This is a genomic window from Metallosphaera javensis (ex Sakai et al. 2022), from assembly GCA_021654415.1.
GTDB lineage: Archaea > Thermoproteota > Thermoprotei_A > Sulfolobales > Sulfolobaceae > Metallosphaera > Metallosphaera javensis.
In genome coordinates, this window is record AP024487.1 from 2224896 (window position 1) to 2251002 (window position 26107).

Below are 26107 nucleotides of genomic sequence, written 5' to 3' on the forward strand. Positions count from 1 at the left end.
GTTTATAAGTTTCCTCACGGGTATAAAACTTAATGATTGACAGGTATGGAAGGCCTCTAGAGGACTTGAGAGTTACATTGACTCACGTATGTAACTTTTCCTGCTTCTTCTGCCACATGGAAGGAGAAGGTACTGAATCCATGCAGGGATTATCTCCCTATCAGATAGGCCTTGTCTCTAGGGTGGCTGTGGAATTTGGAGTGAAGAGTGTAAAACTTACAGGCGGGGAACCGACCCTACGAAGGGACCTGCCAGAGATCATAAGTGAAATCAAATCCTCAGGCGTTAGCGACGTCTCAATGACCACCAATGGATTTCTTCTGGCAAATATAGCAGGTAAATTGAAAGATGCGGGTCTGGACAGGATCAATGTTAGCCTACATGCTCTAACGAGGGAAAAGTTCAAAGACGTCACTGGAGTTGATGGGCTAGACAGAGTAGTAGCAGGGATAAGGGAGGCAAAGAATCAGGGTTTTAAGCCCATAAAATTGAACTTTGTGCTAACCAAGAGAAATAGCGAAGAGGCCAAAAGAGTAATAGAGTTTAGTGAGGAAAACGGTATTGACGAGCTTCATCTCATAGAACTACATCCGGTGGGTCTTGGCAAATCAACCTTTTCCTATCATAGGAGCATGGAAGATCTGGAGAGGGAAATAGCCAAGATGGCTGTGAAGTCTGAGATAAGAGAGAAACACTTTAGACCAAGGTATACATTGCCCTCAGGACTAGTGATAGAGATAGTTAAACCGTATGCTAACCCGATCTTCTGTGCAGGATGTAATAGGGTGAGGTTAACTGTTGACGGTAAGCTGAAGACGTGCCTCTACAGAGAGGACAAGGTAATAGATGTCATGTACGCGTTGTCCAGTGAGGATCTAACCTATGAGGAGAGATTGGAGCTATTGAGGCATGGATTTGAGGCAACTATTTCTATTAGGGAGCCTAACTTTAAGTACATGACGAAAATTGAGGCTCAACAAGCTTGAGAAAATAAAGGAAAAATTCAACACTAGAAACCTGGCCATAGTGGGAGAGCCTAACCTTTTCTACTTTACGGGATATAGAGGAGTTGGAGGTTTACTGGACTGCGACGGTACCAGGACCCTTCTTGTACCACTACTGGAAAGGAACAGGGCCTTGGGAATCAAGGATATGGATGTGAAGGTATACTATCCTGTGAAACTCGAGGTAGACGTAATTGAGGGTACTCTAGTTTCAGCAATGGAAAAGATTTGCCCTCCCTCCGAGGATAAGAGACTCTTGATGGATCTGGGCTACGCCTCCGTAGATTTATTCCTTCAGCTGAGTTCCAAATACGAGGTAAAGAACATTACAGACGAGATACTGCAAACTAGGGCGATAAAGGAGGAGCAAGAAATAGAAGCTATCCGCCGTGCACAGAGTGCAACTGCAAACGCAATGAGGAAAGCGAGTGAATCCCTTATGGATGGGGTGACCGAAATAGAGCTTGCCGGTATAATTGATGAGGCCATGAGAAGGGGTGGCGCAGAGGACTACGCTTTTCCCTCCATAGTGGCATTCGGAGAGAACTCAGCTGAACCTCATCATATTCCCTCTGAAAGACGTTTACGAAAAGGAGATACGGTGGTAATAGATATAGGAGCAAAATATAGCGGATATTCCTTTGATAGCACTAGGACGTTCCTGTATGGAGTCACGGAGAAAAGTAAACGGATATATAATGTTGTTCTTGAGGCCCAGCTGGAGGCCATAGATGCCATTCAAGAAGGGATAGAAGCCTCCCAGATCGACAGAATAGCCCGCTCCAGAATAGAGAAAGAGGGTTTTGGAAAACTCTTCGTTCACTCCACAGGGCATGGGGTTGGAATAGAGGTTCATGAAAGTCCAGCAATCTCCATGAAATCTAAAGATGTTCTAAAGGAAGGGATGGTGATAACGGTGGAACCTGGGATCTACGTTCAAGGAGAACTGGGAGTTAGAATTGAAGATACAATAATAGTCAGGAAAGGGAAACCTGAGGTCCTTGAAACTCTTTATAAGAGCTTGTGAGTACATTTAATATAAGAATTTTTAGTAGATGCATCTTAAGATACCTGTTTGGCCATGGAAACTTCATTGAGCAAAGAAAAACTAGAAGAAGAGATAGCCAAAAGAGTTAGAGAAATTCTAGAACTTTTGGGAGAAAATCCTGATAGGGAGGGACTAGCAGAAACGCCCAATAGAGTAGCCAGGGCATTTCTAGAGATGACATCAGCCCTGAGAACTTCTCAGCCTGAGATAAAGGTATTCAAACTGGGGGAAGATGGAGTCTCATACGAGGAGGATCAAATCGTTTTGGCTTCCGATATCCAGTTCTCGTCCTTGTGCGAGCACCATCTCCTACCCTTTGTGGGGAAAATACATGTTGCCTATGTTGTTGGTGAGGAAGGGAAAGTTGCAGGTTTTAGTAAGATAATAAGAATTGTGAATTATTACGCCTCTAAACCACAGATTCAAGAGAGACTGGTTAGCGAAATAGCTGATGCCATAATGCAGAGCGATCTACATCCTAAGGGCGTAATGGTAATAGGAGACGCTGTTCACATGTGTTCTTATGTTAGGGGAGTGAAGGATAAGGAGGCTAAGTTGTTATCCGTAGCAAGCAGGGGGATCTTCAAGACTAATAGGACCTTAAGAAACCATGTATTTAGAATGCTTGAAGTGTCAAACAGAAAGGGATTCAGATTAGGATAATTTTCTTAGAAACACTTTAAATCACTCCAGAAAAGTATTATAGAAATAATTAAGGAAAAAGTTAGACATCCAGGTAGTAGTATATTTCCATTGGGTGTGGATACATCTGAAGAGTTCTGCTTTCATCCCTTTTCATGTCTATATAGGTCTCCAGTATGGATGAGTTGAAGATGGGTTTCAGAAACTCCATATCTGATTCCAGTTCATCTAATGCCTCATCCAACGAACGCGGTAACTCCTTTATTCCGAGTTCCCTTCTCTTTTCCGGAGTTAAATGATAGATGTTAGTATCTACAGGATTGCCTGGATCGATCTTCTTTTTTACTCCATCTAGGGCTGCTGCAGCTATAGCTGCAAAAGCTAGATACGGATTGGTTGAGGGATCTGGAGCCCTGTACTCTATTCTCTTAGCCTTTTCCATTCCCTTATAGTAAGAGGGGACCCTGATCACGGCACTTCTATTTCCCTTACTCCACGCCACGTAAACGGGCGCCTCAAATCCGGGAATTAACCTTCTGTAACTATTAACGGTGGGAGAGACTATAGCTGATAGAGATCTTGCGTGGGACAAAATTCCGCCTATAACATATCTACCAAATTGACTAAGTTCTGCGTACTCATCATTAGGGTCATACATCAAGTTCTTGCCATTCTTGGTCCATAAACTGAAGTGAGTGTGCATTCCTGTTCCATTATCGCCGAACATGGGCTTGGGCATGAACGTTGCAACAAGACCATATTTGGCTGCTACGTTCCTGATAACATACTTTAAGGTTTGCAGTTTATCTGCAGTATCAACCATGGTAGAGAATCTGAAATCTATCTCTCCCTGACCTGCAGTTGCAACTTCGTGATGTGTGGCCTCTACGGTAAAACCAAAGTATTTAGTCAACGTCTGAACAATATCTAGCCTTACATCCATGAGCTGATCCACTGGGGGAGCTGGGTAGTAACCTTCCTTGTATCTTATAATATATCCTCCACCACCGTTCCATGGGGCCTCCTTAGCGGTTATCTTATAACCTGTGCCCTGTTGGGGAGTCTTGACGTCTACATCGACCCTGTCAAATAGGAAGAACTCCAATTCTGGTCCATAATAGGAAACGTAACCTTCACCTGACAAGACACTTTCTGCCGTCTCCGCTACGTATCTGGGATCCCTTTCAAATCTCCCCTTTCCTCCACCCCAATAGACTTTGGTCAGAACTCTGGCCACTGAAGGAGACCAGGGTAAGGCAACAAGACTCTCTAGAACGGGTGAAAGAACCATGTCGCTTTCATATATTGTGGTGAAACCCTTGATACTGCTTCCATCAAGTTTCCCAAAGCCGTTCTTTATCTCCTCCACTGTGAAATCGGAAGCAGGTATGGTAACATGCTGTAACCTACCCGGTAGATCTGTAAATTGCAAATCTATCCATTCTACCTTATTTTGTTTCACGTATTCTACCGCTTCTTCAGGTGTCTTAGGCATGTATTTGGCATAATTGACTGAGTATAAAAGTCTGTTTGTATTTATGATAAAAAGAGTTCAGGAACTTAAATTCTAAATTAAAAAGTACTTCCTATATAGCGTAATCTATAAAGCAAGAAACTAGAACCTTTTCATCAAAGAACCATTGTTCATCACGTAGTGATGGTCCGCATAGTTCGCGTCTGAAATGTCCTGAGTGGTGAAGAGCAGGTCGAAACCAAAGGACTTTCTTACCTCAATCAGATTTTTGATGAATTTCTCTTTATCACTGATGTTGGCCATGGCCTCATCTATCAGGAGTAGACGTGGCCTTCTCAAGATCGCCGTAAGTATGGAGACCCTTTCCCTTTGTCCTAGACTCAGTTCTTTCATTCTCCCTGTGAAGTTTATGGAAAATAGGTTCTTCAGTTCCTCCATCTCCTTATCCGTTATTTGATAACCGCCAAGTTTGACGCCGAAATATAGGTGATCGTCCACCTTCATAGACGGAATATAGGATTCTTGGGTTATCAACACGATTCCCCTCTTTTCTGGAGGAAGGCGAGTTACGTCTTCCCCAAACAGCTTCACGTTACCCCTGTCCGGTTTAATGAAACCGGCTATTATGTTCAGGAAAGTGGATTTCCCGGATCCGTTGGGACCAGTTATGCACACGATTCCTTGGTCGTGAAGTTCGGCATTCAGCGTAAAATTTCCAAGTTTCTTGAGAGCCACAACGTCAAGCATGTTGTATTTACTAGGAGAAAAAGAGATAAAAATCTTCATCGGGTAAATTCACTAGGTGAAATCAGATATATTTCTTAAGAGCGCTCTCCAGGGTATCTTCATCAACTGCTCCAACAAGTGTCTCTTTAACCTGTCCATCCACTAGGATGAGGGTGGTCGGTATGTTCATTATTCCGAACTTATCTGCGGTCTTGGGATTCTCATCCACATTTAACCTACCAAACAGAGCCTTTTCGCCATACTTTGATGCTACTCTCTTAAATACAGGTTCGTAGAGGTGGCAAGGAGCGCACCACTGTGCCCAGAAGTCTATTACCACCACCTTATTCTTGGAAAGTATCTCTTCCAAGCCATCGTCAGTAATGGCAACGATCTTCTCATCGCTCCTCCTCTCTAGGGAGGATGCCTTCCTTTTTAGTCTCTCCGAGATTTCCTTGGCTAACTGTTCAAGCTCACTCAAGTTTATTCACTATGTAGACTCTCTTTAACTTCTTATAAAATGCTACCTTTGAGTTAACGTAATCTAGAAGCTCCTGCTCGCTTACCCTGTCTCTCAACACGACCTTGGCTACCGGCTGTTGCCCCATATTGCCCGCATCCTCCCCGATTACCCTCGCTTCCTTGACTGCTGGATGGGTGAGAAGAATGGACTCTAGGTCCTTGGGAAATATGGGATAACCCTTGTATTTGAGCATCCTTTTCTTCACTCCCTTGAAGAAGAGAAGTCCACGCTCATCAATTGTGACTAAATCTCCTGTCTTGAGCCAACCATCTTGCCAAACTGAGGCGTTCTCCTTGGCATCCTTGTAACCCAGCATTAGCCAGGGTGCTCTAACCCATAGCTCACCTACTTCCCCTGGTCCAGCGTCTTTACCGTCATCCTTGACTATTCTGATGTTCACATGTTTAAGGGGCTTCCCAATGGTTATCACCCCCGTTACATCCCTGGGTTGAATCGTTAAAACCAGCCCCTCAGTGAAACCATACTGCTGAATAATATCTTTGCCAAATTTTTCCTTGAACCCCTTGACAGTGTTGGGGAAGAGAGGTGCAGCGGTGCTTATACACACTTCGAGGGACCCAAACCCGTACCCCTTCTCTATAAGGGAGTCGTAAACCATTGGCACGGTTGCCAGAAAATTAATGTCGTGTTTCTTTACAATTTCACTCACCTCAACAGGATCGAACTTTTTGATTGGTATGATTTGTCCTCCAGCCTCCAGTGCAACTCCAAGGACACTGTTTCCTAGAACGTGAGCTATGGGCACGGTTAGAATGGTCGAGATGCGTGAAAGTCCTATGGCATCATACAGGACTTTATCGTTGAGTTCTACCCTAGACCCGCTATGGATGACCTCCATTGTCCTTCCAGCTATTCCCGCATAATAATAGGATAGGCCGGGAGTATTGTCGTCGTAATCTTCAGGCCTCTCCCTCATCTCACCATCAAAGGATGGTATTATAGCCTTGTAGTCCTTCAGAACTTCCTTCTCCCTAGTGAGGGTTTCTTGATCCACAAAAACGAGGTCCGGGGAGCTGTCCTCCAGAATGAATCTCAGATCCTCTGCTGAGGTTAATGGATCTATGGCCACTACTTTAGCGCCGGCCCAGAATCCTGCAATATAGGAAAGCACTGATTCCACCGAGTTGGTCATGAAATGTGCCACAACGCCACGTTCGGGTATACTTGAGGCAAGCCTGGCTACCTTGTCCTTCGCCTGCTCATAAGTTATTATCCCTGGCACGAGGTAATTGTTGGGTCTGACTTTACTCCACTTCTCAAGAACCTTAGCTATGCTCATTTCCAAATCCATTTTCATTCTCTTTTAATAGCTTTTTAATCTAGCCTGTGTGAGTTGCGCCAGATGAGTTGGGGGACCGAATCATATCCTGTCTTGCCGGCCCCAGAGATACCATATTTGTATACTTCACTAACGTTTCCAGTGAACAATGAGCTTGCAGGCCTGCAGTTAACTGGAATCGCATGCTACAGTAGTGATGATTCTCAAGATTTTGTTATCCTCTGTTCTGGATTAGATTCGGAGATGCATCGGGTAAAATCTCGAACTAGGTACAGTGAATTTTCCCTGACCTCAAAGGAAAGGGTTTAAGATTCTGTCGCTTCCTGAGTCTTAGGGATGCTAACAGTTAGGGGGCTTTCGAGAATCCACATAACCCTGTTCGATCTGGAAGGAAAGCATGGCCGAATCGATGGGGGTATGGGGGTTGCACTTAGATATCCACGAATAGTGGTGAACTCAGGCAATTGTGAGGAGGTAAAGGTAGGAGACTCACGCGCGTCTATCTGCGTTAAGGAGGATTACGAATCCCACGTGGGATTGGGACATACGACTCAGTACCATCTTTCAGTGGCTAAACTGGTTTCTGAGCTTAACTTTGAGAGAAAGAGTGCCTATGAACTTGCCAAGCTGGTGAGAAGAGGTGGAACTTCAGGGGTTGGAGTTCACCTTTTTGATAGGGGTGGATTCGTGGTTGATGGAGGGCATTCAACAAGGATCAAGAACTCACCGTTACCTTCTGATTACTCCAGCGCACCTCCTCCTCCCATGTTGCTCAGGGTGAACTTCCCGTGGTATATTTACGTTAACATACCATCGGGGAGAAGGATATTTGGACCGGAGGAGCTCAAGGCTTTCAGGCAACAGGCTTCAGGTTTTGACGAATTGGCCAGGGTAGTTCTCATGGAGTTCATCCCATCGGTCGTGGAGAGGGATCTGTCAGGAGCTCTGGATGGATTATGGAAAATTCAGGGTTTAGGTTTTAAGAAGGTAGAGGTGGAACTGCAATCTGATACTGTTAGGGAGTACATGTTGAGACTTTACAAAATGGGATTTCCCTCCGGTCTATCCTCTTTCGGACCCGCCATTTTCACCTTCACCTCATCAAGGAGGGAAGGAGAGGAACTGGTTTCCAGATTTGGAGGATGGGTCACAGAGCCCAACAATAGGGGTGCTGAAGTTGAGTGGTCCTGAACTGGTGTATGACGAATACGTACTGGAGGAATTGAGGAAGGTATATGGAACTTCGCTCAACGAGTTCTTGGAATCTCTGGGGAAACCTAACCCCAGGCTTTATCTTAGACTCAATACATTAAGGAAGAAGGAATTGAAAGATGAACTGGATGCTTTTAAACAGGATGAAGACTTTGAGGAGGCCTATTTTGTGGAGGTGAAGGGACCAAACTCTCTGGAGCTGTACAACACAAAAGTTGTGGTTGACAAGAAAACGGCTGAAAGCGCGCTACTTGGCTCCAATGTGTACAGGCCTGGAATAAAGAAAATTGAAGGAAACGACTCCAAGGTTTCCGTCATCTCGGAGACTGGACAGCACGTGGCCAACGGTATTCTAAGAAAGGATAATATGACGGTGGAGGTTACGGAGTCCCTTTATTCCTCAATTAAGGTTGCGGAACTTGACGTGGTTAAGAAGGGGCTGGCCATCTCTCAGGGAAAGGCCTCCATGTATGTGGCCAAGCTGTTGGATCCAAAACCCAACGAGTTGATAGTGGACATGAATGCGTATCCAGGAGGGAAACTCACCCATGTTTATCAGCTTGAACCTAGGGCTAGAATCGTGGGTTTTGATCATACAAGGAAAAAGATAGAGAAACTAAGGAACATTCTGGATATTCTCAAGATGAAGGTGGATGTATATGTGGCTGACTCACGATACCTCTATGAGGACCTGGGAATTAGGGATGTGGACAAGGTTATGATCGACCCACCCTGTTCTGCGCTCGGCGTCAGACCTAAAATCTTCGACCAGAAGACCAGGGATGATATACAGAACTTCTCCTCATACCAGAAACAGTTTCTCAACTCAGCATACAAGATCCTGAAGCCTGGGGGAACAGTAATCTATTCCACATGCACCACTACTCTGGCTGAAAACGAGGAAGTCGTCACAGATCCGCGTTTTGAAATTGAGCTCATGATAAGGTTCCATCCCAACGTTCACCAGATGACCGGATTCTTTATAGCGAAGCTAATCAAAAGGTGACTATGCCCGTTGAAGAGTTCTTAGGTAAGAAGCCAAGGATATCTCCCAGGGTCTATCTCCACCCTACATCCTATGTTATAGGAGATGTTGTAATAGGAGAACTAACTAGCGTATGGCATTACGCTGTGATAAGGGGCGACAACGATAGTATAACCATTGGGAAGAAAGCGAACATCCAGGAAAACTGCTCCCTTCATACGGACAAGGGATTCAAAATAGAGATAGGGGACCTAGTAAGTATTGGCCATAATGCAGTGGTCCATGGGGCGACGATCGGCAATAACGTGATTGTTGGAATGGGGGCCATCCTACTCAACGGTTCCAAGGTGGGAGATAACGTTATCATTGGAGCAGGCGCGGTCGTGACCGAGGGCAAGGAAATACCATCCAACAGTTTGGCTTTGGGCGTTCCAGCTAAGGTTGTTAGAAAATTGACGGAGGAAGAAATACACATGATAGAGGCCAACGCCATGGAATACGTCCACGAGATACAGTTACTTCTTGGAGGGCAGAAAGTCTAGGTTTCGAAGGCCTTCCTGTACGCGTTTTCTAAATCCTCGGTGATGAGATGGGTGTATATCTGGGTTGTCTTGATGTCCTTATGTCCCATGAGCCTCTGCACGGCAGGAAGCGGGATACCTCTCCTTATGGCATTCGTGGCGAACGTGTGTCGCAATATATGTGGCCTTAACCACGTTAGTCCTACCCTTTTGCCGAGCCTTTTTATCAGCTTGTATAAAGCTTGATATGTCATATTGAACAACGGATCGTTTTGGTCGCTTTCCACACGCGTCTTCCTTAGATACTGTTTGAGAAGAGTTGCAGTCCTAGATGTGAAGAAAACTATCCTCTCCTCGCCGTTCTTTGTCTCCCTAACTCTTATCACCATTCTATCTAGGTCAACGTCACCTCTCTTTAACGAAAGTAACTCCGAGGAACGAAGGCCCGTATCCACTAGGAGCGAAATTATCACCTTATCCCTCAGTCTCTTACATGCCGAGAGAAGAGCCGTGATATCCTCCTCCCTGAGGGCTACTCTTTCAGGGCCCCTAATCCTTGGAACCGGGGGCCTCACATTCACCCCCAGCCACTTCAGGAACCTCCTTACTGCTATCACATAGCTCCTTATGGTCGCTGATCTACCCCTTCTATCAGTCGTTCTCGATCTTCCCTTTCTGGAGTTAAGGGAACTGATCCAGTTGATCACGTCCTGAGTGGTCACGGTCCTGGGATCTTTCTTCACAAACTGCAAGAAGTCCTGAATTGCGGTGGAGTACAGCTTTATGGTTCCCTGCCCGGCCCCAGAAAACCTTAGCGACTCCATAAAATATTGGAAGGGATCCGCATCAGCAGGAGGTTCACCAAGCTGAAGTTTCATAAAAAGATCATTGGATGTGAGATCATAAAAGCCAGAGTGCCACGTTACTAGTATGCTTTGAGGTTCAGGTAAAGCTCACCTCCGCTTGATAGAGGTAGGGAAACCGAGTAATACTGTCCCTGGTTCAGGGAGGGTGATACTAGGTGACCACCCAAGGCAACATATGAGTATGTAGTGCCGAAGTAAAACGTGTAGTTGTGCATACCCGGATATATTGCAACTCTTTGCTCATTAGGTGAGAAATAAGACCACGTGCCAGTGTAGTACTGGTTCCCGTTGAAGTTTACCGGTTCGGCATAGACCACTGAAGGATATGTGGAGTCTAGGGTTACATTAACCTCATAGAAATAGATTGTGCCTTGCGTATTCCAGCAGAAGATATTGGTATTAACCAGAGTTATTCCTCCGTTACCTATCTGAAACACTGATCCAGGGGAACCATTCAGCTGAGTGCCGTTAGCTATACTGAGTTTATTTAACAGGATCACGGCGTAAGGTCCATTGGTAAGCGAGGCGGGGTTACTTGCTACAACATAGTTTCCACAGTAGGCCTCATCACCAGCCGGAAGATTCAAGATCGCCTCTCCGTGGAGTAGATGTTCAGGTATGAAAGGAGTGTCATATTCTGTAACGCCATTCCCCGTAACGGTGTTAAATACAAGGGGTTGACCATCAAGGAGTATCTCTATCCCCCTAGGCGTATCCTGTATAGTCATGTTAAGGCTCCCAATGAATGTTTGAGCCTGGGAGGTAGCAGTTATGGAACCAACCCTGACTGTGTAATAGCCTATGTTTGGATTGTCCATTACATTCGCTGGAGAAAAGGCAGCCACAAAGGCTAACGGAGTAAGGAAAGAAACCGGATAGCTATGATACTCCATCCATATCACTTGCGTCTGCTGGGGAGTATATATGACGAGCGAGATGGGGAGAGTGGCATATCCTAAATCGAGGTAACCGTTAATAGGGCCAGACTCGTAACAATTACTATATCCTCCAGTTTCCCATATCCTTCCTAGTGTCCAAGAAAACTGTAGTTCTAACGCCGATCCATTGTAGAATGGGAAGAGAATTGAGGAATTGTAAATAGACCCATAAAGATAATGGCTAGGAAAAGTGTAGGTGAAACCCTGACTCATTAGTGGGTCAAATCCAGTGAAAGTTGAGGAAACATATCCCTGAAAAGATGAAGGTATAGTGGATCCTATGTCATATTGCCCAGGCACATAATAATAGACCTTACCTCCATATTGATATGAATATCCGCCCACTAATGAGCCGGAGGGAAGCCAAGGGAATATTGACTGTGAATCCCCTCCAGACAACTGTATATTGGAGATATTAAATACCTGTCCCTGATCTGTTACAGCTAGAGCCCAGCCGTAACCTCCTAGGATTGAGCCTATATACTTGGGCTGGGCTCCTATCTTCATGTTTACCTTTTCAAATTGACCGTTTGGAAATATTACATATGATATATTTACTGGTTCGTTTGAGTAGATCTGGCCTCCAGGCAATTCCACCACTGATGCTGGCACATTATCAACTTGTGAAGCCACGTACGAAATACCCTTAAAGGTAGAGTTCTGTACGTAAAGAATTACGCTTACAGCTGAGACAAAGATTATCACCAATATTAGACTAGAGATTATTCCAGATATACCCCTCTCCTTCTTCATGAACACCTGATGATTTCACGGTTAATTTAGAATGGACGCTCAACCGAAACTTAATAGATTTATTTTGATCCACCCAAAGCAATAGTCATGAGGATTAGAGCCTTCACGGCCTTCCTTAATAGAACGTCCCGCGATATAATTCAGGAAAATGTAGAAAAATTGACCTCTATAAAGGTTGAAGCTTTTTCCAAAAGATTAACCCTCCCTCATCCCTCTAGGGATCTTACACTAGACAAGATCGTTGATATGTTGCCACAGGGGGATATCCTTTTCTCCCTAGGAGGACTGAGAGACGACGACCCCAGGATAGAGCAAATTCCAGACGTTCTGTCCACCTCAAATAACGTCTTCATTCACGTTCTACTGAAAAATCATGACAACATTTCCACGATAGTTAAGGTGATGTCTAAACTTGAACCAGAGCAAGCAACCAGATTTGCCATTCTACTCAACGAGGAATTCCTCCTTAGCCCCTATTACCCCACATCCTCTGGAGATGACATTCACAAGGGATTCGGGATGTCCCTGATTTACGTTAACGAGGTCATGAGAGGAGAAATTACCTCCTCCATCATCAAGGCCAAGGAAATAGGTGAAAAGGTTGAGAAGGACATCGGACTGCGTTTCCTTGGGATAGACCCTTCCATTTCGCCCTGGATGGAGGAAAGTGTTGGAGATCTTATTGAATCAAGATTAGGAAAGGAACTGTTCTCTCCAGGTTCCCTTTCAGTTATCAAGGAACTAAACAATGATATCATGACCAGTTCTGTGGAGGCAGGAATTAATCCGCTTGGTTTCTCAGAGCTCATGCTACCCATAGCCGAGGATGAGACGCTAAGGAAAAGGGTACTAGAGGGTAAAATCACGCTAACTCACCTGGTTGCAATGAGTACCGCATGTGTTGCTGGATTGGATATGGTTGGAATTGAATATGACTTGAAACTTTATACCGATCTTATTAAAGATCTAATTGTTATTCATTTCTTGAAAAAGAGACCATACGGCATAAGAATCATACCTTCCCATGGAGAAGAAAAAATATTCACCAAAAGTTTTGGCATTATACCAGTGATCAAAACAGTATAGACTCGGTTTAAATTACTTTTATATACTCTTGAACTATATAGAGAGTTATATGGAAGTTAGAAGAGTTCAAAAATTCGGGAAATCTACCCTTATGGTTTCCCTTCCTGCTGACTGGGTAAAGGAGGTAAGCCTGAACCCAGGAGAGAGCATTTACCTTGAGGTTGATGAAGATGGTAGCCTCAAGGTTTACCCCCCAAATCTGAAGACCGAGAACGCACCAAGAGAAATGAAGGTGAAGATCTCGGTAACCACTTCCCCCGAGCTTGTAACGAGGATAATCTACAGCCTGTACATCTTAGGATTTGATAGAATACTCATTGAGACAACTAACGGGCCGTTCAATGAGGACCTCCTCAGAAAGATAAAGGAGACAGCTAGGAGTTTAATAGGTCTGGAGATAGTTTCGCAGGACATAACCAGCATTCAAATACAGTCATTCCTAGATCCCACCAAGTACAACATTGGTAGTCTGATAAATAGATTGACCAACACGCTCAAACAAATGTTACACTATCTGAACCTTGGAATCAGAGAGGCTAGCAGAACCTTCCTGCAGGAAGTCGTGGAACTGGAAAAGGAAGTTGATAGACTCTATTACCTTTCCCTGAGGCAGTTACTTTTAGCTCAGGTGAACAGAAGCCTTGCCTACATGATAGGAGTGAAGAGAATACAGATAGTGGGGAACAGGATACTCATGAAGGCTGCGGAGGAGGCTGCTGATGAGATAAGTGAGGCTGCAAATGACTTACTAAGTCTACACCCCGAGGATCTAGCACTACTCAAAATGTCGTGGGATAAGATGGACATGTTGATAGATCAAACCGCCGTAGTAATAGATCATGTGGTTAAGGTGTTAAACAAGGAGGACATAAAACTTGTAAATGAAGCATTGGAGGAGTTAAGGACCTTAAGAAGGGTGCTTCTCTCAGACGCTCTAATACTTGAGGAAAGAATACAAAGAATGAACGCTCCCAAGGTGGCAACTGCGATTAGAACCCTGAACCTCAGACTTTATAACGCCATAAGAAGGATGGAACCCATTGCGGAGATTGCCTTCAACAGGGGTATAGAGAGCCTGAAAGAAGTGGTAATAGAGTAGCTAGTGTTTTTCCTGCTGAGTGATTGAGAATTTCCTGAGCTGGGAGAGAACTCTTTCCCTTATTTCAGACGGTGTTGGCAAACTTCTCGTTAATTTCCCTGATTCCATGTACTTCTTGAGGAGAGGTTCACAATCCATTTCCTTACCCCAAGGAACTATATGATCCTCAGTTCCGCAACGATATACCTGTTTGAAGCCAGGCCACTTACCCCTCTTGGTAATGGGGATCCATCTCCCATTAACGAATTTCTCCACTATATCTGCACTGAAGTCAACGCTCTCTGGAAAGGCCACGCTGGTCCCAACCCCGAAACCGTCAACATAGTCTCGCAACTCGGTTACTTGAGCCTCATCCAGTCCCCCGCTCACGATAATCCTCACGTGAGTAAATCCGTGAAGATTGAGGGTCCACCTAACCTCCTGGATTATTTTCCTGAAATTCCCTCTCCTGCTTGAGGGGGTATCGAGCCTGATCCCGTAAAGCCTGTTTCCCAGAAGCTGAGCAGCCTTGAGAGCCTCAGTTCTCTCATCCTCAAAGGTATCCACCAGGATTATCCTAGGAACGTCGGGTTCAACACCGGCATCAAATATTTTCCAAGCCTCCACATTATCCCCAACCGCCAGCATGAGTGCGTGGGGCATGGTGCCGGAGGGTTTTACTCCCAACTCCTTTTCACTAAATGCCCCTGATACCCCATCCATCCCGCCTATATAGGCTGACCTGTCAACCATGGGAGCTATGGCCGGGTGAACGGACCTGAGACCAAAGAATATCACTTGCTTATCCATTGCAAGGCTCTTAATTCTAGCCGCCTTGGTTGCCACGCTGCTCGCATGTCTCAAAACTCCCAGGAGCGCTGTCTCCAGTACGCCGAAATCCAGATAGTTTCCCTCTATCACGAGGACCGGCTCTACCTCCTTGAACAGGGTTCCCTCGTCCATTGCGTAGACGTCGACATTTTTGCCCTCCAAGAGGTACAGTGCCTCCTCCAATCCTGCAAAAACTCCCCACTCATAACCTCTTGGTAGTCCGTAGGAATGAAATTCCATTCTAACCCTCACGTTGGTTATTCCAGCCTTCTCCAGTGCCTTTGAGGTTCTCTCAAAATACACATCCGTTATTTTTCCTTCCCTTATTTCCTGCGACGTAGCGATGTGTAACTTCACGTGACCATATTGATGAGGTTAATTTTTAAACCTTGAGGAAGAGCTACTACTGAATCTAATATGATCACAGCTAACATGGTACCGCCAGATTTACTGGTCAAAAGATTATCAGATTACATCAAGAACAACGTCAGTGAAGTCCAACCTCCCGATTGGTCACTCATCACAAAGACTGCGTCATTCAAGGAGAGAATTCCTGACGATCCGCAGTCCTGGTGGTATATGAGGGCGGCGTCAATCCTCAGGAAACTTTACGTTCTTGAACACTTCGGAGTCTCAGAGTCTACCAGGTTATATGGAGGCCTTAAGAGAAGGGGAACAAAGCCACCTGTCTCGGCTAGGGCACCGGGCCATTCCACCAGGTTATTATTCCAGCAACTGGAAAGGGCTGGTCTTGTTGCCAAGACTAGAGGTGTTAGGAAAGGCAGAGTCTTAACACCCAAGGGAAGATCCCTTTTAGATAAAATGGCTCACGAAATCTTTATAGATCTAGCAAACAATAATCCTGCTTTGAAGAAATACTTGGAGTGAGAGGATAAATGTCACAGGATGACTATTCTGATCCAGAATTGGAGGAGCTTCTTAGAAGGAGGGCGCAAACAGAGAGCAGAAGAGCTACTGAGGAAAGGCAAAAGAAAGCAGAGCTAGAAGCTAGGAAGGAAGCTTTACTTCGTTCCATTCTGACCCCGGAGGCAAGGCAGAGGTTAAATAACGTGAAGCTGGTTAAGCCAGAACTCGCAGAATCGCTGGAAGATCAGTTAATAGCTTTGGCTCAGAGCGGAAGGATAAGAGTACCGGTTACGGACGAAGAACTTAAGGAGATCCTGTCTCAGATAGCCGGTCAGTCAAAGAGAGACTTTAAGATCCAGATAAGGGAGAGGGGTTGGAAATGAGTAGATATAAACCATCTGGGCTAAAGAAGAGATTAAACAAGGCACTCAAGTCAAACTCCTCTGTACCAGCTTGGGTTATTCTTAAGACCAATGGAGAGGTCAGATTTAACCCCAAGAAGAGGAACTGGAGGAGAAACGACCTAAAGGTGTAGGGAATGGAACAGAAAGACAACTTTGAGATGATTATAAACCTGAGAAGGGCACATGAATCCAAGAGGCCAAGGAAGTTCAAGAGCGCCGTGAACCTGATAAGAGATACCGTAATGAGGCACTTTGGTGCAGAGAAAGTGGTTCTTGATCCATTTCTCCTTAGTTACATCTCCGCAAATTCTAGAGACAAGGTGGCAAGAAGAGTAAGGATTGTAGTGAGTAAGATAGGAGAAAAGACTTTTCTTGTGAAGCTAGCAGTGAAGCCTTAATGAATCTACAAAGATTTAGTGTCTTCGGCAGTGATAACATAGGTGTTTACATTTTTACAAATGATAAGTACACAATAATTCCGACCAATCTGGACAAGCAGAGTAAGAGCATAATACAGGAGAATCTAAAAACCGAACTCATCGAGACAACCGTGGCCGATAGCTTCCTTACGGGGATTTTCGTGGCGGGCAATAATGAAACCATTCTCCTTCCACGGATTGCCAGGGATGTGGAAATAAACACGATAAAGGGAATAGCCAAGGATGTACGGGTGGAGGTGGTGGATGTTAGAGCTACTGCGCTGGGTAACGTGATACTGGCCAACGATAATGCTGCTCTGGTCTACCCTGAGTTCTCTGATGCCGAAATGAACATCATTGGTAAGGCTCTGAACGTTAAGGAGATAAGGAAGGGGACCATAGCTCAGGTTCTGGTTGTGGGATCGGCCGGAGTGGTGACCTCCAAGGGAGGTCTTCTTCACGTTGAGGCAACAGAGGAGGAGGTGAAGACATTGAGCTCATTTTTCAAGGTCAATCTTGAGGTGGGCACTGTGAACTTTGGAAGCGCCTTCGTGAGGAGCGGAATGGTAGCTAACAGCCACGGGATACTCGTCGGGTCCTCAACCACCGGGCCAGAGATTTTAAGAATACAAAGAGCGTTTAGTGATTGAGATGACTGAAGTTAAAACTTACATGGTTAAAGGGACTGCTCTCTTCAACGAGAGTGAATTCCCAGTAAGACAAAACTTCACCAAGTACGTGAGAGCGCTCAACGAGGAGCAGGCTAAAGAGAAAGTATACATGGAACTGGGAAGTAAGAACAAGATAAAGAGGAGGAACATAACCATTCAGGAAGTTAAGGAAGTAGATCCATCCACCGTGAAAGAAAAAAGGATAAAAGAACTATCTAAGATAGATAAAATAATATTGTGATAGAAATGGCTGAATCCAACAATAGGATGGTAGTCAGCTTAGAGGATTTACTGGCTCAGGCCGACGCCCTAAGGAAAGAGATAGATGCCCTTCAGAAGCTGAGGGATGAGATCGCGGAATCGTTAAACGCTGCAAGAAGTGCCAAGGAGGCGATAAACCTGATAAAGGGACAGGGAAAGGACCTCATGTTATCAGCAGACAGGAGAGGGTTCGTTCTGTTGAAGGTCACGGAAATTCCCTCCTCCAAGGTTTTGGTTAACTTGGGTTTAGGTTACTACGCTGAGATGGAGCCAGATCAGGCTTCCAAGATACTTGAGGAAAGGGAAGAACAGCTGAACAAGAGCCTTCAGGAGATAACGGCCAGGCTTAACAATGCAGTTAATGCATACACCCAGATAGCCGAGATTCTGAACAGGGCCCAGCAACAACAAGGTGAGTGAACTGTTTCGACAGGCTGAAGAAGGCCTTTTCGTCCTTCACTGAGAAGCTATCCAACAAATTTGAGAAGGAGGAATCCGAGGAAGATAAACGGGAACAGGTTTCTCAACTCGCTCAATCTAGTGTTCCTCAAGAAAATCAAGCCCAACAGCAAACACCCCAGCAAGCTCAACCACAGCGAGATAGGCAGGAAAAGGAGGAAAAGCCTGAAATTAAGGAGAGGGAAGAAAAGCAAGAACAAAAATCAGGTCTCTTTGGCTTCCTAAGGTACAGGGAAATAAAGGAAGATGACATCTCTGACCTGATAGAGGAACTTAGGATAGAACTCCTAGAAGACGACGTGTCAATGGAGGTAACCGATAAGATACTGGAAGACCTGAAGAACAGTCTTGTGGGACAGAAGGTCTCTAGAAGGGAGAACCTTGAGGAGCTTATTCAAAAATCACTAAAAAAATCGCTAAGGGAAATTCTAAGAAAAAATTACAGGGAAAAAGACATAATTGATACCATCAAGAGTTCCAAAAAGCCCTACGTAATCGTGTTCTTTGGGGTTAACGGAGTGGGAAAGACCACCACCATAGCAAAGTTTGCCATGATGCTCAGAAAGAGCGGACTGTCCGTCATAATAGCAGCATCCGACACCTTCAGGGCAGCTGCCCAGGAGCAACTTGCCTATCACGCCTCAAAACTGGAGGTACCATTGGTTAAGGGGAAATATGGGGGAGACCCGGCTTCTGTGGCCTTTGACGCCATTCAATCAGCTAAGAGCAGGGGTATTGATGTGGTCCTTGTGGACACTGCGGGAAGGATGCACACTGACAAGGACTTAACGGAGGAGCTCAAGAGAGTGGTGAGGATTGCTAAACCAGACCTCAAGATTCTGGTTCTGGACTCTCTCGCCGGTAATGATGCTCTACAGCAGGCTGAATACTTTGAGAAGAACGTGGGATATGATGCGGTCATTCTCACGAAGGTTGACGCAGACGCCAAGGGCGGTGTCGCGCTATCCCTAGCGTATAAGCTAGGGAAACCCGTGATCTACTTGGGGATGGGCCAGGATTATGATTCCCTGGTCAAGTTTGACCCAGACTGGTTTGCGGATAGGTTACTGAGCTAGGAGTACCCTAATGTATTTAGTTAACTGCCCGCCCTTACGGATAGATTTTCTACCCCCAATCCCCAACAAGAAGTAACTTATTACGGGGCCTAGCTTGGTTTGTTGTGTATTTCACGTTAAAGGCTCCTTAAATACACAACAATATGAGATGCCCCATTGCGCAACCAACGCATCAAGCCAAGGAGAGTGTTCAGTTTCCATTTATTGACGTTCTTAACACATGTCCCTGGCCCGTTCAGTTAAATTAATATTTTCAAGGACAAGATAGAGTGTATGGGCTTAGCTGATAGGATAAAGAAACTTAGGGAAGACTGGAAAAGGATAATCAGCGTAGCTAAGAAACCTGACAGAAACATGTTCTACCTGAACCTGAGGGTAACGCTTATTGTCCTCCTATTCGTGGGCTTGTTGGCATTCCTGGTTCAATTGGCCTTCTCAATCCTCCTTGGTTAGAGGGATGCTGAGTGGAGACTCCAAAAGTTAGGAACTTCTATGCCGTGAAGGTGACAGGGGGTCAGGAGATAAGCGTTGCAATCATGCTCGAGGAAAGAATCAAGACAAACAACATTGGGGACGTTTACTCCATAATAGTCCCTCCTGGTCTTAAGGGATACGTTATCGTGGAAAGTTCAGGCCCTCACGTGGTGAAGTTCATAATTGCCGGCATCAGACATGTGAGGGGGATTGCCCCTGGACTGGTTCCCAAGGACGACATCATGAAAATGGTTTCCAAGAAGCAGACAGGGCCATCCATAAAGACAGGGGATATGGTGGAGGTCGTGTCAGGGCCGTTCAGGGGAATGCAGGCCCAAGTAATGGGCTATAATGCTGATCGCGGAGAAGTAGTTTTAAATATACTGGAATCGGCCTTTCCTCTACAGGTAACAATACCTGTGGATCAGATAAGACCAGTTAAAAAGACGTAAGGTGAAATTTCATGGCTAAAAAATCCATAAAAGTAGTGGTAGAGGGAGGGAACGTTAAACCCGGTCCACCCCTCGCCCCAACCCTATCCCAACTTGGGTTAAACGTTGGGGAAGTGGTCAAGAAGATAAACGAGGCCACGTCCCAGTTTAAGGGGATGACTGTCCCCGTCACGCTGGACGTGGACACGGACACCAAGAAGTATGAGGTGTCCGTAGGAGTTCCGACCACTACTTCTCTCCTGGTGAAGAAGGCCGGAGCTAGCGGGCCTTCAGGGGATCCTGAGCACAAGAAAATAGGCAACATCTCAATGGACGACGTGATAGAGGTGGCCATCTCCAAGAAACCATCCCTTACAGCAAAGGAACTTAAGGGAGCTGTGAAGACTATCCTGGGAACAGCCAAGTCCATTGGCCTGACCGTGGACAACAAGGATCCCAAGTTGCTGGTGAGGGAAGTGGAAGAAGGTAAATATGACGATAAGATAAAGGAAATGGAGGAGAAGTGGTCTTCAGGGTGATTAAATGATAGTCCCAAAGGAGAAAATTGAGGAAGCGGTGAAGCAGGCCCTTTCCAAGGAGAACAACCCCAAGAGGGAGTTCACGCAAAGCGTGGAGCTGATCATTGCCTTCAAAGACGTGGACATGAAGAGGGGAGACATAAAGCTCAGGGAGGCCATTGTGTTGCCCAAGCCCCCATCAAAGCCAAGGAACGTTCTAGTGGTACCCTCCCTAGAACAGATGGAGTCGGCAAAGAGGGCCGAGCCCAACGTTATCCTATCAAAGGAGGAGCTTCAGAAGATCCAGGGCGCCAAAAGGGCAGTGAAGAAGCTTGCCAGTAAGAACCAGTGGTTCCTCATAGCACAGGACTCCATGTCACTTGCAGGTAGGATCCTGGGTCCCTCCCTGGGTCCCAGAGGTAAGTTCCCCACTCCGTTACCCTCTTCCTCTGACATCTCTGAGTATATACTCAGGTACAAGAGATCGACCCTAGTCAAGACCAAGGATCAGCCTCAGACCCAGACCTTTGTGGGAACGGAGGATCAATCACCGGGAGATCTGGCGGAGAACGTGTTTGCCGTACTTAACGGAATTGAGGGAAAGATAAAGGGTCCTTCCTACATCAAAGCTATATACGTGAAAACCTCTATGGGTAAACCAGTTCAGATTAATCTGAAGTGATCACCATGAGCATAACAGAAGAAAGGAAAATTCCCAAGTGGAAAATTGATGAAGTGGCTGAGCTGGAGGAAAAGATCAGGAACTCGAGCACAGTGATGATTGCCGATATCCAGGGGTTTCCCACGGATAAGCTTCACGAGATAAGGAAAAAGTTGAGGGGAAAGGCAGAGATCAGAGTAACCAAGAATACCCTGTTCCTTATCGCAGCCAAGAGAGCTGGAGTGGACGTAAGCAAGATAGAGAACTACATCACCGGTAGCAACGCCTTCATTTTCTCAAATGATAACCCCTTTGCAATCTCAATCTTCCTCTCAAAGTTCAAGCTAAAGAGGTATCCAATGCCGGGCGACAAGGCAGACGAGGAAGTGGTCATTCCGGCGGGAGACACGGGGATGACCGCAGGCCCCATCCTCAGTACCTTCGGAAAACTCAAGGTTCAGACCAAGGTTCAGGATGGGAAGGTTCACGTAGTGAAGGACACAGTTATAGCGAAGCCCGGGGATCCAATACCTCCCGAGGCAGCGCCAATTCTCCAGAAACTGGGAATAATGCCAGTTTACGTAAAGCTGAAGCTGAAGGCAGCATATCACGAGGGACTGATCATACCAGTAAGCGAACTAGAGATCAATCTGGATCAGTACTCCTCCATGGTTGCGGAGGCCTCGAGGAACTCCCTAGCGCTAGGAGTGGAGATAGCATATCCAGTGCCAGAGGTGCTGAAGTTAACCATAGGGAAGGCTCACATGAGAGCGTTAGCCCTTGCTGGAGAGGCAGGCTTCCTCACTCCAGACACAGCAAACGCGGTCCTGAGCAGGGCAGTAGCCAAGGCCTACGCCCTGGTATCGGCCTTAGGCGGAAAAGTGGATCTAGGAGTAGAGGTTCCCAAGGCACAGCCCGTCCAGGAAGAGAAGAAGGAGGAGAAGAAGGAAGAGGAAGAGAAGAAGGGTCCAAGCGACGAGGAGATCGCTGGAGGACTCTCCTCCCTGTTCGGATAAATTAGTTTTTTAAAGTGTGTCACCACATCATAGGTGATCGAAATGGAATACATATACGCAAGTTTGCTTTTGCATACAGCAAAGAAGGAAATAACTGAGGACGCCGTAAAGAGCGTGCTCAGCGCTGCTGGAGTTGAGGTAGACGAGGTTAGGGTTAAGGCAGTGGTCGCTGCGCTCAAGGAAGTAAACATTGACGAGGTTCTAAAGAACGCCACCGCAATGCCCGTGGCAGCTGCACCTGCAGCGGCTCCAGCACAGGAGGCAAAGAAGGAGGAGAAGAAGGAAGAGGAAGAGAAGAAGGGTCCAAGCGACGAGGAGATCGCTGGAGGACTCTCCTCCCTGTTCGGATAAATTAGTTTTTTAGAAGACGTTTTAATCTTCTCGGGTTTTTATTTTACCGGTATGAAGGGAAATCAGGAGGAGTACAGGCTCAGGTTCTTTCTCGATCACGATTACTTGAGAAGGGAATGTAAGGTATGTAAAACTCCTTTCTGGAGCAAGGATAAGACAAGGGAGGACTGCGCAGACATTCCGTGTTCGGACTACTATTTCCTTGACATGAAGGAAAGCAACCTTAACTGGAGCGTGAGCGAAGCTAGAAGAAGGTTCCTGGAGTTCTTCAGGAGGAACGGACACGAAATTATCCAGCCCAAACCCGTGCTCGCCAGGTGGAGAGAGGATCTCTACCTCACCATTGCAAGCATTGTGGATTTTCAGCCATACATCACCAGCGGTATCTCGCCTCCTCCTGCAAATCCCCTGGTTGTATCCCAGCCCTGCATAAGAATGGATGACGTGGATAACGTTGGAATAACCTTTGGGAGGCACCTCACCACCTTCGAGATGGGTGGTCATCACGCGTTCAACTACCCGGATAAGTTCGTATACTGGAAGGATGAGACGGTTGCATACGCCAAGGAGTTCTTCACCAAGGAAATGGGAATCCCTGAGGAGCTTCTCAACTTCAAGGAGTCCTGGTGGGAGGGAGGTGGGAACGCTGGTCCCTCATTTGAGGTAACAGTGGGAGGGCTGGAGCTGGCCACCCTGGTGTTCATGCAGTACGAGATGAGGGGGCAGGAGTACATACCCCTGAAACTCAAGATAGTGGACACTGGGTATGGAATAGAGAGGCTGGCGTGGTTTACCCAGAAGACACCAACTGCGTTCCATGCCATTTACGGGGAACTGGTGGACAGGTTCTTTGAGAAACTGGGGCTACCCAGGGTTAACTCCGAGATGTTGAAAGTTGCATCCAGGTTTGCTGGGAGAATAGACCCTGACGTTCCTTCCACGGTACAGGGCCACAGGGAACAGGTGGCAAGGGCCATGGGGCTTCCCGTTGACGAGGTGAGCGAAGAGTTAACCAGGGCTGCCAGGGTGTTCCAGGTCCTGGATCACACAAAGACCATTGCCCTCATGCTGGGAGATGGCCTAGTTCCCTCGAGCGGAGGGGAAGGGTACCTGGGAAGGCTCCTGATCAGGAGGGCCCTGAGAACCCTGAAGCTACTGGGCGTGGACGTGAGGCTGTCCGAGCTCGTGGAAATGCAGATAGGGTTCTGGGGAAGGGACTTCACTCAGCTGGTGAGGAACAGGGACTACATTCTGGATGCAGTGAACCTGGAACAGGAGAAGTTCAACGACGTACTCACCAGGATTAGCTCAGTGGTTAGCTCCCTTTCCAAGAAGAAGATAGGTGTTGAGGACCTCATCCAGCTTTATGACTCCCAGGGAATCCCGCCCGACCTGATCGCGGAGGAGATGAGGTCCAGGGGTCTCAGGGTTGAGGTCCCGCACAATTTCTACTCCATAGTGGCGAAGAGGCATCAGAGCGCGCCCGTCAAGAAGGAGTGGGACTCAACCAAGCTACCAGCTGAGATTGCGAACCAGGTTAAGGAGTTGCCCCCAACTGAGAAACTGTACTACAGGGATCAATACGCCAGGTCCTTTGAGGGTGTTGTGGTCAAGTCGCTGGGTAAGTATCTGGTACTGGACAGAACGGTGTTCTACCCTGAGGGAGGTGGACAGCTGGGGGATCAGGGATGGATCCTCGTGGATGGTCAGAAAGTGAGGGTGGTGGACACACAGAAGGTAGGTGACGTTGTGGTTCATGTACTGGAGAAGGAGGTCGCACTGAAGGAAGGGGCGAAAGTGAAGGGGGAAATCGACTGGGTGAGGAGGTTCAGAATGATGAGGCATCACACCGGGACTCACGTGGTACTCGCAGCGGCAAAGAAACTCCTGGGGGATCACGTGTGGCAGGCTGGGGCAGAGAAGACTCCTGAGAAGGCCAGACTTGACATAACCCATCACAGAAATCTCACAAGGGAGGAGGTGAGAAGGATAGAGGAGATGGCCAACCTGGTCATAGACGACAGGAGACCCGTGACCCCGTTTGAGATAAACAGGACTGAGGCCGAGTCCAGGTACGGGGTCTCAATTTACGAGGGAGGAGTTCCCAACAAGGCGGTGATCAGACTCCTGGAGATTAAGGACTGGGATGTGGAGAGCTGTGGAGGAACCCACGTGTCCAACACAGCGGACATCGGGGGAATCAAGATCGTGAACGTGGAGAAAATACAGGATGGCATCATCAGGCTGGAGTACGTGGCTGGGGACGTCATCTCCTCCTACGCTGGACAGCTGGAGGATAAGCTGGAGGGACTGGCCAACAGACTTGAGACGTCCTCATCGCAGGTTGAGAGCAGAGTGGAGAAGCTGAAGGAGGAGAACGAGAGGATGAAGGAGCTTGTAGCGTTTTACAGAAGACAGTTCCTGGACGAGCTGGAGAAACGGGTTGAGGTGAGAAACGCGGGAAAGGTGAAGATTGTGATCCTGCCCGCCCTGAAAGATGGAGAACTGGAGAAGGAGGCGATGAAGAGGTTAACCTCATCTCAGGGAGTGATTGTGGTCCACGTTAACCAAGTGAATGGAAAACTCCAGGTCGAGGTGGGGACAAGTAAGGATCTTAACGTGTCTGGCGTGGTTGCGGAACTGGTGAAAGCTGGAGGAAAGGGAGGAGGGAAGGGAACCTTCGGATCAGTGATGATGGAGAAGGGATCAAGGGAGGAGATAATTGATATCGTGGAGAGAGCAATTAAGGGAGGCAATTCTTGACTACAGATACCTTCTGGATAGGGGATATGGAAGCAAGCCCTCCCTCGATCTGATCACGGGGAGATACGGGTTAAGCAGAGAAGAGAGGCTACTCCTTTTTAGATGTATTCACCCTGAGGAGGAAGTTCTCAGGATCAGGGAGAAGGTTGGACTGGTGGAACCTCTGGTGGTGGATGGATTCAATGTTGGGCTAAGCCTAGTGAACGCCTGGAGCGGGGAACAGCTCTTCCTCTGCGACGATAACTTTGTGAGGGACCTGGGGCTTGGAAAGAGGAAGGGCGACTCCAGACTCTTGGATGCGCTGGTTACCGTGGGGGAACTCTTGATCTCACTTGGACTGGAATTCAGGATAGTGCTGGATTCCCAGGTGAGTATGAGCGGTGAGCTTGCCAGCAGGCTGAGAGTGATGGGTTTTAACGTGAGTGTTGTGAGCAAGGCTGATAAGGAGGTTATAACGTCCAGGGGAACCTCCCTGACAAGCGACTTTGTGATTCTCCGTAAGTCCGCCAGGGTCTTCGATGTGGTATCCCTCATGGTGGATAGATTCATGGTAAACAGGATCCTAGACCTTGTGGATTGAAGGAAGAACTTCATGTCGAGAGGAGCGAAGAGAATTCACCGCTCTTTTCACTCTGTTAGAAGGTTAACATACCATCATGCTAGCTACAGGTTCTTATTAAGGTGCCTAAACAGACAATGTGTTTATCTCTATCTTGAATGATGCTTCACGGATTAGACGCGATGAGATT

General features: G+C 46.7%; 31 protein-coding genes. 24 read left to right on the plus strand and 7 right to left on the minus strand.

Features of this window, described 5'->3' with window-relative positions:
- Positions 1 to 32 precede the first annotated feature (32 nt).
- From moaA to folE, 3 genes are read left to right on the plus strand one after another with little or no spacing between them, the layout of a single operon-like run.
- Complete coding sequence (gene moaA, locus QVC96_RS12550; RefSeq protein WP_238026856.1) at positions 33 to 986, plus strand: GTP 3',8-cyclase MoaA; 954 nt, start codon at positions 33 to 35, stop codon at positions 984 to 986.
- Complete coding sequence (locus QVC96_RS12555; RefSeq protein ID WP_287689451.1) at positions 967 to 2031, plus strand: M24 family metallopeptidase; 1065 nt, start codon at positions 967 to 969, stop codon at positions 2029 to 2031. The genes moaA and QVC96_RS12555 overlap by 20 nt, the downstream gene beginning before the upstream one ends.
- A gap of 54 nt (positions 2032 to 2085) precedes the next feature.
- Complete coding sequence (folE, locus tag QVC96_RS12560; RefSeq protein ID WP_238026854.1) at positions 2086 to 2715, plus strand: GTP cyclohydrolase I; 630 nt, start codon at positions 2086 to 2088, stop codon at positions 2713 to 2715.
- Between the two features lie 61 nt (positions 2716 to 2776).
- Here the strand turns inward: folE and glnA are convergent, their stop codons facing one another.
- The 4 genes from glnA to QVC96_RS12580 all read right to left on the minus strand — a co-directional run bounded on the left by glnA (position 2777) and on the right by QVC96_RS12580 (position 6717).
- Complete coding sequence (glnA, locus tag QVC96_RS12565) at positions 2777 to 4189, minus strand: type I glutamate--ammonia ligase (RefSeq protein WP_238026853.1); 1413 nt, start codon at positions 4187 to 4189, stop codon at positions 2777 to 2779.
- 120 nt (positions 4190 to 4309) lie between these two features.
- Positions 4310 to 4915: an ATP-binding cassette domain-containing protein gene (locus QVC96_RS12570; protein ID WP_287689452.1), complete on the minus strand. Its 606-nt coding sequence runs from the start codon at positions 4913 to 4915 to the stop codon at positions 4310 to 4312.
- A 61-nt stretch (positions 4916 to 4976) separates the two neighbouring features.
- Positions 4977 to 5375, minus strand: a complete 399-nt coding sequence (gene trxA, locus QVC96_RS12575) for a thioredoxin (protein WP_238026851.1) — start codon at positions 5373 to 5375, stop codon at positions 4977 to 4979.
- Positions 5368 to 6717 carry a class I adenylate-forming enzyme family protein gene (locus QVC96_RS12580; RefSeq protein WP_287689453.1) on the minus strand — a complete coding sequence of 450 codons (1350 nt, stop codon included), beginning with the start codon at positions 6715 to 6717 and terminating at the stop codon, positions 5368 to 5370. Before QVC96_RS12580 ends, trxA begins: the two co-directional genes overlap by 8 nt.
- Positions 6718 to 7053: 336 nt before the next feature.
- Between QVC96_RS12580 and QVC96_RS12585 the strand changes: the two genes are divergently transcribed.
- From QVC96_RS12585 to QVC96_RS12595, 3 genes are read left to right on the plus strand one after another with little or no spacing between them, the layout of a single operon-like run.
- Positions 7054 to 7908 (plus strand): beta-ribofuranosylaminobenzene 5'-phosphate synthase family protein, encoded by an 855-nt coding sequence (locus tag QVC96_RS12585; protein WP_238026849.1) that lies wholly within the window; start codon positions 7054 to 7056, stop codon positions 7906 to 7908.
- A 31-nt stretch (positions 7909 to 7939) separates the two neighbouring features.
- Positions 7940 to 8935 (plus strand): RsmB/NOP family class I SAM-dependent RNA methyltransferase, encoded by a 996-nt coding sequence (locus QVC96_RS12590; protein WP_238026873.1) that lies wholly within the window; start codon positions 7940 to 7942, stop codon positions 8933 to 8935.
- A gap of 2 nt (positions 8936 to 8937) precedes the next feature.
- On the plus strand, positions 8938 to 9456 hold the full coding sequence (locus QVC96_RS12595) for a DapH/DapD/GlmU-related protein (protein WP_238026848.1): 519 nt from the start codon (positions 8938 to 8940) through the stop codon (positions 9454 to 9456).
- Here the strand turns inward: QVC96_RS12595 and xerA are convergent.
- Together xerA and QVC96_RS12605 are read right to left on the minus strand one after the other, a co-directional pair.
- On the minus strand, positions 9453 to 10313 hold the full coding sequence (xerA, locus tag QVC96_RS12600; RefSeq protein ID WP_238026847.1) for a site-specific tyrosine recombinase/integron integrase: 861 nt from the start codon (positions 10311 to 10313) through the stop codon (positions 9453 to 9455). The genes QVC96_RS12595 and xerA overlap by 4 nt on opposite strands.
- A 47-nt stretch (positions 10314 to 10360) precedes the next feature.
- The gene (locus tag QVC96_RS12605) at positions 10361 to 11992 is read right to left on the minus strand and encodes a hypothetical protein (RefSeq protein ID WP_287689454.1); all 1632 of its coding nucleotides are present in this window, start codon (positions 11990 to 11992) and stop codon (positions 10361 to 10363) included.
- 87 nt (positions 11993 to 12079) lie between these two features.
- Between QVC96_RS12605 and QVC96_RS12610 the strand changes: the two genes are divergently transcribed.
- Both QVC96_RS12610 and QVC96_RS12615 read left to right on the plus strand, forming a co-directional pair.
- Positions 12080 to 13078: a DUF711 family protein gene (locus QVC96_RS12610; protein ID WP_287689455.1), complete on the plus strand. Its 999-nt coding sequence runs from the start codon at positions 12080 to 12082 to the stop codon at positions 13076 to 13078.
- A 49-nt stretch (positions 13079 to 13127) separates the two neighbouring features.
- On the plus strand, positions 13128 to 14177 hold the full coding sequence (locus QVC96_RS12615) for a phosphate signaling complex PhoU family protein (protein WP_287689456.1): 1050 nt from the start codon (positions 13128 to 13130) through the stop codon (positions 14175 to 14177).
- On the opposite strand, the gene QVC96_RS12620 is transcribed toward QVC96_RS12615, so the two are convergent.
- Complete coding sequence (locus tag QVC96_RS12620; RefSeq protein ID WP_287689457.1) at positions 14178 to 15344, minus strand: nicotinate phosphoribosyltransferase; 1167 nt, start codon at positions 15342 to 15344, stop codon at positions 14178 to 14180.
- 60 nt (positions 15345 to 15404) lie between these two features.
- Between QVC96_RS12620 and QVC96_RS12625 the strand changes: the two genes are divergently transcribed.
- The 16 genes from QVC96_RS12625 (at position 15405) to QVC96_RS12700 (ending at position 25938) form a co-directional block, all read left to right on the plus strand.
- Positions 15405 to 15875 (plus strand): 30S ribosomal protein S19e, encoded by a 471-nt coding sequence (locus QVC96_RS12625; RefSeq protein ID WP_238026842.1) that lies wholly within the window; start codon positions 15405 to 15407, stop codon positions 15873 to 15875.
- 8 nt (positions 15876 to 15883) lie between these two features.
- Positions 15884 to 16237, plus strand: a complete 354-nt coding sequence (locus QVC96_RS12630) for a DNA-binding protein (RefSeq protein ID WP_287689458.1) — start codon at positions 15884 to 15886, stop codon at positions 16235 to 16237.
- Positions 16234 to 16389, plus strand: coding sequence for a 50S ribosomal protein L39e (locus tag QVC96_RS12635; RefSeq protein ID WP_238026840.1), 156 nt, complete (start codon positions 16234 to 16236; stop codon positions 16387 to 16389). Before QVC96_RS12630 ends, QVC96_RS12635 begins: the two co-directional genes overlap by 4 nt.
- 3 nt (positions 16390 to 16392) lie before the next feature.
- Entirely contained in the window at positions 16393 to 16656 is a 264-nt protein-coding gene (locus tag QVC96_RS12640) for a 50S ribosomal protein L31e (protein ID WP_287689459.1), read from the plus strand.
- On the plus strand, positions 16656 to 17327 hold the full coding sequence (locus QVC96_RS12645; RefSeq protein ID WP_238026838.1) for a translation initiation factor IF-6: 672 nt from the start codon (positions 16656 to 16658) through the stop codon (positions 17325 to 17327). The genes QVC96_RS12640 and QVC96_RS12645 overlap by 1 nt, the downstream gene beginning before the upstream one ends.
- A 1-nt stretch (position 17328) precedes the next feature.
- Positions 17329 to 17589, plus strand: a complete 261-nt coding sequence (rpl18a, locus tag QVC96_RS12650; protein ID WP_238026837.1) for a 50S ribosomal protein L18Ae — start codon at positions 17329 to 17331, stop codon at positions 17587 to 17589.
- Between the two features lie 5 nt (positions 17590 to 17594).
- Positions 17595 to 18029, plus strand: a complete 435-nt coding sequence (gene pfdA, locus QVC96_RS12655; protein ID WP_287690502.1) for a prefoldin subunit alpha — start codon at positions 17595 to 17597, stop codon at positions 18027 to 18029.
- Entirely contained in the window at positions 18026 to 19144 is a 1119-nt protein-coding gene (gene ftsY / locus QVC96_RS12660) for a signal recognition particle-docking protein FtsY (protein WP_287689460.1), read from the plus strand. The genes pfdA and ftsY overlap by 4 nt, the downstream gene beginning before the upstream one ends.
- 273 nt (positions 19145 to 19417) lie before the next feature.
- Positions 19418 to 19597, plus strand: a complete 180-nt coding sequence (locus QVC96_RS12665; protein WP_238026835.1) for a preprotein translocase subunit SecE — start codon at positions 19418 to 19420, stop codon at positions 19595 to 19597.
- An 11-nt stretch (positions 19598 to 19608) separates the two neighbouring features.
- The gene (locus tag QVC96_RS12670) at positions 19609 to 20070 is read left to right on the plus strand and encodes a transcription elongation factor Spt5 (protein ID WP_238026834.1); all 462 of its coding nucleotides are present in this window, start codon (positions 19609 to 19611) and stop codon (positions 20068 to 20070) included.
- Between the two features lie 11 nt (positions 20071 to 20081).
- Positions 20082 to 20588, plus strand: a complete 507-nt coding sequence (locus QVC96_RS12675) for a 50S ribosomal protein L11 (RefSeq protein ID WP_238026833.1) — start codon at positions 20082 to 20084, stop codon at positions 20586 to 20588.
- Positions 20589 to 20592: 4 nt separating this feature from the next.
- Positions 20593 to 21249 (plus strand): 50S ribosomal protein L1, encoded by a 657-nt coding sequence (locus QVC96_RS12680; protein WP_287689461.1) that lies wholly within the window; start codon positions 20593 to 20595, stop codon positions 21247 to 21249.
- Positions 21246 to 22244, plus strand: a complete 999-nt coding sequence (locus QVC96_RS12685; protein ID WP_287689462.1) for a 50S ribosomal protein L10 — start codon at positions 21246 to 21248, stop codon at positions 22242 to 22244. Before QVC96_RS12680 ends, QVC96_RS12685 begins: the two co-directional genes overlap by 4 nt.
- Before the next feature lie 42 nt (positions 22245 to 22286).
- Positions 22287 to 22595 (plus strand): 50S ribosomal protein P1, encoded by a 309-nt coding sequence (gene rpl12p / locus QVC96_RS12690; RefSeq protein ID WP_012021579.1) that lies wholly within the window; start codon positions 22287 to 22289, stop codon positions 22593 to 22595.
- Between the two features lie 51 nt (positions 22596 to 22646).
- A complete protein-coding gene (gene alaS / locus QVC96_RS12695) occupies positions 22647 to 25358 on the plus strand; it encodes an alanine--tRNA ligase (RefSeq protein ID WP_287689463.1) in 2712 nt (903 codons plus the stop codon).
- Entirely contained in the window at positions 25318 to 25938 is a 621-nt protein-coding gene (locus QVC96_RS12700; protein WP_287689464.1) for a DUF434 domain-containing protein, read from the plus strand. The genes alaS and QVC96_RS12700 overlap by 41 nt, the downstream gene beginning before the upstream one ends.
- Positions 25939 to 26107: the final 169 nt, after the last annotated feature.

What these genes read in the sequence shown, in the direction of transcription:
- QVC96_RS12635 (WP_238026840.1), top strand. Translation starts at nt 16,234, where the DNA reads ATGAGTAGATATAAACCATCTGGGCTAAAGAAGAGATTAAACAAGGCA.
- QVC96_RS12605 (WP_287689454.1), bottom strand. Translation starts at nt 11,992, where the DNA reads ATGAAGAAGGAGAGGGGTATATCTGGAATAATCTCTAGTCTAATATTG.
- QVC96_RS12580 (WP_287689453.1), bottom strand. Translation starts at nt 6,717, where the DNA reads ATGAGCATAGCTAAGGTTCTTGAGAAGTGGAGTAAAGTCAGACCCAAC.
- rpl18a (WP_238026837.1), top strand. Translation starts at nt 17,329, where the DNA reads ATGACTGAAGTTAAAACTTACATGGTTAAAGGGACTGCTCTCTTCAAC.
- moaA (WP_238026856.1), top strand. Translation starts at nt 33, where the DNA reads ATGATTGACAGGTATGGAAGGCCTCTAGAGGACTTGAGAGTTACATTG.
- QVC96_RS12680 (WP_287689461.1), top strand. Translation starts at nt 20,593, where the DNA reads ATGATAGTCCCAAAGGAGAAAATTGAGGAAGCGGTGAAGCAGGCCCTT.
- QVC96_RS12625 (WP_238026842.1), top strand. Translation starts at nt 15,405, where the DNA reads ATGATCACAGCTAACATGGTACCGCCAGATTTACTGGTCAAAAGATTA.
- QVC96_RS12570 (WP_287689452.1), bottom strand. Translation starts at nt 4,915, where the DNA reads ATGCTTGACGTTGTGGCTCTCAAGAAACTTGGAAATTTTACGCTGAAT.
- folE (WP_238026854.1), top strand. Translation starts at nt 2,086, where the DNA reads ATGGAAACTTCATTGAGCAAAGAAAAACTAGAAGAAGAGATAGCCAAA.
- QVC96_RS12630 (WP_287689458.1), top strand. Translation starts at nt 15,884, where the DNA reads ATGTCACAGGATGACTATTCTGATCCAGAATTGGAGGAGCTTCTTAGA.
- QVC96_RS12615 (WP_287689456.1), top strand. Translation starts at nt 13,128, where the DNA reads ATGGAAGTTAGAAGAGTTCAAAAATTCGGGAAATCTACCCTTATGGTT.
- QVC96_RS12610 (WP_287689455.1), top strand. Translation starts at nt 12,080, where the DNA reads ATGAGGATTAGAGCCTTCACGGCCTTCCTTAATAGAACGTCCCGCGAT.
- QVC96_RS12675 (WP_238026833.1), top strand. Translation starts at nt 20,082, where the DNA reads ATGGCTAAAAAATCCATAAAAGTAGTGGTAGAGGGAGGGAACGTTAAA.
- xerA (WP_238026847.1), bottom strand. Translation starts at nt 10,313, where the DNA reads ATGAAACTTCAGCTTGGTGAACCTCCTGCTGATGCGGATCCCTTCCAA.
- glnA (WP_238026853.1), bottom strand. Translation starts at nt 4,189, where the DNA reads ATGCCTAAGACACCTGAAGAAGCGGTAGAATACGTGAAACAAAATAAG.
- QVC96_RS12585 (WP_238026849.1), top strand. Translation starts at nt 7,054, where the DNA reads ATGCTAACAGTTAGGGGGCTTTCGAGAATCCACATAACCCTGTTCGAT.
- pfdA (WP_287690502.1), top strand. Translation starts at nt 17,595, where the DNA reads ATGGCTGAATCCAACAATAGGATGGTAGTCAGCTTAGAGGATTTACTG.
- QVC96_RS12595 (WP_238026848.1), top strand. Translation starts at nt 8,938, where the DNA reads ATGCCCGTTGAAGAGTTCTTAGGTAAGAAGCCAAGGATATCTCCCAGG.
- QVC96_RS12640 (WP_287689459.1), top strand. Translation starts at nt 16,393, where the DNA reads ATGGAACAGAAAGACAACTTTGAGATGATTATAAACCTGAGAAGGGCA.
- QVC96_RS12645 (WP_238026838.1), top strand. Translation starts at nt 16,656, where the DNA reads ATGAATCTACAAAGATTTAGTGTCTTCGGCAGTGATAACATAGGTGTT.
- alaS (WP_287689463.1), top strand. Translation starts at nt 22,647, where the DNA reads ATGAAGGGAAATCAGGAGGAGTACAGGCTCAGGTTCTTTCTCGATCAC.
- QVC96_RS12665 (WP_238026835.1), top strand. Translation starts at nt 19,418, where the DNA reads ATGGGCTTAGCTGATAGGATAAAGAAACTTAGGGAAGACTGGAAAAGG.
- rpl12p (WP_012021579.1), top strand. Translation starts at nt 22,287, where the DNA reads ATGGAATACATATACGCAAGTTTGCTTTTGCATACAGCAAAGAAGGAA.